The organism is Paenibacillus sp. AR247, from assembly GCF_002968895.1.
GTDB classification, from domain to species: domain Bacteria; phylum Bacillota; class Bacilli; order Paenibacillales; family Paenibacillaceae; genus Paenibacillus_AQ; species Paenibacillus_AQ favisporus.
The window spans coordinates 141,488-144,902 of the sequence record NZ_PCZT01000026.1; the positions used below are offsets into that span (position 1 = coordinate 141,488).

Annotated in this window: 2 protein-coding genes and 2 pseudogenes; all 4 read left to right on the top strand. The window is 56.3% G+C overall.

Translation table 11 applies throughout. The annotated features are described in order from the left end of the window. Positions 1–677: helix-turn-helix domain-containing protein (locus CPT76_RS34880; RefSeq protein WP_258169093.1), on the top strand; the 677-nt coding region annotated here is incomplete at its 5' end. Between the two features lie 147 nt (positions 678–824). Further along, positions 825–2,128: pseudogene (locus CPT76_RS34885) on the top strand (extracellular solute-binding protein). Positions 2,129–2,158: 30 nt separating this feature from the next. After that, positions 2,159–3,034 carry a carbohydrate ABC transporter permease gene (locus CPT76_RS34890; protein ID WP_105446149.1) on the top strand — a complete coding sequence of 292 codons (876 nt, stop codon included), beginning with the start codon at positions 2,159–2,161 and terminating at the stop codon, positions 3,032–3,034. Between the two features lie 17 nt (positions 3,035–3,051). Further along, a pseudogene (locus CPT76_RS42390) lies at positions 3,052–3,415 on the top strand (carbohydrate ABC transporter permease); the annotation flags it as partial.

Genomic DNA, 3,415 nt, shown 5'->3' on the forward strand with positions numbered 1-3,415 from the left:
ATGGCTGCTGCGTGCAGAACGGCGCATCCGGGTATGAAGAGGTAGCCTCTCGCCGGGGCATCCGGACGGTATGCACGATGGAGGAAGAAACCGAGCTGTTTGCCCTTCTCCGGGCGGGCGACACGTCCCGCCTGCAGTCCTGGATTATGGATTTGCTGGAACGGATCATACTGGACCCCGAGGCTACGCCAGGATCGATGCAGGCTTACCTTCATTCCATTCTTGTTTCGGCCCGTCGGTGGCTGGAGCGGGCCGCCGCATCGATCGGTTACTCCAGTCCGCTTCCTTCAGGGGCTCCATTCGATATCTACGAGCTGGCCAAGTGGCCAGAACGAATCATGGTTCATGAATTGAAACAGATCATGCAGCAGTACAGGGGGATGGTATCGGCGTCCAGTCCGGTAGAACGGGCCATTGCTTACATTCACGACCACTTGGACCAAAGCCTGTCGCTGCAGCAAGTGGCGAAGCACGTCCATATGAACCCGAACTATTTCAGCGAGTTGTTCAAGCGGGAGACCGGCCGCAACTATCTCGAATACGTCACGCAGGCGAAACTTCGCAAGGCGATGAGGCTCCTGCGGGAAACGCCGGCCAAAATCAGCGAGGTCGCCGGCGAGATCGGTTACGAAGATCTGAAGTATTTAATCGCCTGTTCAAGAAATTCACCGGTCTGACCCCTTCGGAATATCGGGCAAGTGCTGAAGTTTGTCCCTCCCCCGACTGAATTCTATCCCCTGTGGGTGATGTTCATCCTCTTTTATACTTGGACTAATCATCGCAAGGCTGATTGAACTTAAGATTTATATCAGAGGGGGATGACCATGAAAACTACACGCAAATTAGGCATTGTTCTGCTGCTCATGACGATACTCCTTGCCGCCTGCGGCAGCGGGGAGAGCGGCAAGCAGGCAGAGGGAAGCGCGGATGGTCAGGAGAAAGTGAAACTGACGATCTGGCACAATTTTGCCGGGGATGATTTGCGGGCCAAATCGGTCCGGAGCTTCATCGAGCAGTTCGCCAAAGACCATCCGGAGGTAGAGCTCGACGCCCAAGCCATCCCGCCTGACGGTTACCGCCAGCGACTGAGCACGGTTGCCGCGGCGAATGAAATGCCGGACGTATTTTTCGTCTACGCGGGCAGCCAGTCCTCCGAGCTGTATCAGGCCAAGCTGCTTCAGCCGATTACGGAGGTGCTTGACGCGCATCTGCCGGGCGCTTTTGAACCGTATGAGTTCGAGCAAGGACAGATCTATTCGGCTCCGCTGGGCATGTCGGCCACCTCGATCCTGTACTATAACAAGGCCTTGTTCGAAAAAACAACGTCAAAGTCCCGACCACGTGGGATGAGATGATGACGGCCGTCAGCGCATTCAACGCCAAAGGCATCACCCCGATTGCACTGGGCAACAAAGCCCCGTGGGTAGCACAGTCCACGATTCTCGGTTCGCTCGCCGACCGGGTAACGGGAACGGAATGGTTCAAGAACGCCGCTGCGCAGAAAGGGGCCAAATTCACTGATCCGGAATTCATTCAGGCGCTAGGTCATTTTAAGGAGCTGGTGGATCACAAGGCGTTCCAGGACGGCGCCAACAGCATCGACAATACGCAGGCTGAGCAGTATTTCATACAGGGGAATGCGGCGATGATGATCAGCGGCGCCTGGACGCTCACGAACCTGGCGGCATCCTCTACGGAAGACCAGATGAAGGATATCGAAGTGACTGTGCTGCCGCCAATCCCTGGAGGGAAAGGGAAGGCAGGCACGATTTCCGGCGGTGCCGGCGGCGGACTTGCGCTCAGCAGCCGGACGGAAGGCAAAGCAAGGGAATTGGCGCTGGAGCTGATTTATGCGGTCAGCGGACCGGATGCCCAGAAAGCGATCGCCGAGAGTAACTCCATGGTGATGTACGACACCGATATCGACAAGTCTAAGGTGACTTCCCTCTACTATAAAGCCTTCAACCTCGTCAAATCGACCGAAGTCACGCCGGTCTATGATGCTTATTTGTCGGCGGAAGCGGCCGAGGTCATTAATAACGGCCTCCAGGAAATCATGATGGGCGGCTCCGTAGAAGGCGTCGCACAGAAGCTGCAGGACGCGCAGGCCCGGTCGGCCGCGCCTTAATGACGGACATGAGAAAGGGAGGAAGCTGCCATGCCAACAGCGATGCGAAGTAAAGGATTCATAGCGCTAGCTCTTCTTCCGGCGCTTCTGCTGTTTTTGATCTTCGTCATTATTCCGGTGTTCTGGTCGGCGTATTACGGGTTTTTCAGCTGGAAAGGCTTTGGCGACGCCAAATTCATCGGGCTGGACAATTATAAGGAGATGTTCCGGGATCCGATTTTCTGGCGGGCGCTGCGCAACAATCTGATCTTGGTCATATCGTCAATCGTCGGCCAGGTTCCGGTCGCGCTCGTTTTGGCCATCGTATTGTTCAAGAACTCGCTGTTCTCCCGGTTTGTCCGTTCGGCCGTTTTTATGCCGATGGTGCTGTCAACCGTCGTGGTCGGCCTCATCTGGGGATACATTTATCACCCGCAGTTCGGGGTTGCGAACCATGTGCTGGATCTGCTCGGCCTCCACTCCTGGACCCGGGCCTGGCTGTCCGACCCGAAGGTCAACATGCTGGCCATATCCATTCCGATCAACTGGGCGAACATCGGCCCTTACCTGGTCATTTTCGTCGCAGCGCTGCAAAATATTTCGCCCGAAATCCACGACGCGGCCAAAATCGACGGCTCCGCCGGCTGGAACAAGCTGATTCATGTCACTCTCCCCATCATTTGGGGGACAGTGGTCGTCACGATCGTACTTTGCATCTCCGGAAGCCTGAAAGCCTTCGACCATGTCATCGTCATGACGGGCGGGGGGCCGGCGCGGTCAACCGAGCTGCTGGCGACGTACATGTACAACAGCACGTTCAGCGTTTACCGGTACGGTTACGGCTCGGCCGTGTCCACCATGATCATGATCGTCAGCGCGGCGCTGATCGCCTTGAACTATTTGGCGACGCGCCGTAAAAGCAGCTGAGGGGAGGAGAAGCAAGGATGAATGCAACGATTACAGCCGCTTCCCGGAGCGGCACGGGCAAAAGAGCCGTCTTCAAAGGGCTGGCCGGCTTCGGCAAGCTGATCCTGCTGGCGTATGCCGTCGTTACGCTGTATCCGCTGTACTGGCTGTTTACGAGCGCTTTTAAAACAACCAGGATTTCTTTGCCAATCCGTACGGGCTGCCGAAACAGTGGATGGTGCAAAACCTGGTAAGGGCGTGGGATCTGGGAATATGGGAAGGGCGATGCTGAACTCCGCGGTCGTTACGGTCTCGGCGGTTATCCTGACTATTCTGCTCAGCGTGCTTGCGGGGTACGTGCTGTCGAGATTTTCGTTCCCGTTTAAAAAAGTCGTCGTCGTG

Excerpts from the sequence above, each read along its gene's own strand:
- CPT76_RS34890 (WP_105446149.1), top strand. The coding sequence starts at position 2,159 with ATGCCAACAGCGATGCGAAGTAAAGGATTCATAGCGCTAGCTCTTCTT.